At 43.0% G+C, this 821-nt stretch carries 1 protein-coding gene; it reads left to right on the plus strand.

Going from position 1 to position 821, the window contains the following annotated elements:
* Window positions 1–46: 46 nt before the first annotated feature.
* The coding region (locus tag A3762_RS01245) for an MBL fold metallo-hydrolase (RefSeq protein ID WP_068753724.1) at window positions 47–821 on the plus strand (775 nt) is incomplete at its 3' end.

Below are 821 nucleotides of genomic sequence, written 5' to 3' on the forward strand. Positions count from 1 at the left end.
ATATTTTACTAAGCAAACTGCACTAATGAACTAAGGAATAATTACCGTGGCGAAAAAGAGAGATGAGTCTGGGATTCTCCCAGAAGTAGTTCATTTCTTCGATAAAGATTCAAACACCTTTTCTTATATTGTTATTGACCCCACCACTAAACACTGTGCAATTATCGATTCAGTATTAGACTTTAATTACGCGTCTGGTCGAATCTCGCATGATAGTGCAGATAGACTTATCCGTTATGTGCAAAATAAATCTTTGTCTCTCGAATGGATCATTGAGACGCACGTGCATGCGGATCATTTATCAGCAGCACCATATATAAAAGAGAGGTTAGGGGGAAGATTAGCGATCGGAGAACAGATCTTGACGGTTCAAGACTGCTTCGGAAAAATCTTCAATGAAGGTAGCAAATTTGCTCGCGATGGATCGCAGTTCGACTATCTGTTTGCCATGGACGAGCAATATAAGATTGGCAATATTGAGTGCATTGCGCTGTTTACTCCTGGACATACCGCCGCTTGTGTGACGCATGTGATTGGTGATGCAGCTTTCGTTGGCGATACCTTATTCATGCCTGATTCGGGCACGGCACGGTGTGATTTTCCTGGCGGTAGCGCGAGCGTATTGTATGACTCTATTCAGAAGATATTTTCCCTTCCCGATGAAACACGCCTTTATATGTGCCACGACTACCAACCTGATGGTCGTGAACTGGAGTTCGTCTCTACCGTTGGAGAGCGGAAAAACAAAAACGTTCATATCTCGACAACGATAAAGAAAGTAGACTTTGTTTCATTAAGAGAACAGCGAGACGCGACACTAG

It is taken from the genome of Oleiphilus sp. HI0125 (assembly GCF_001635355.1).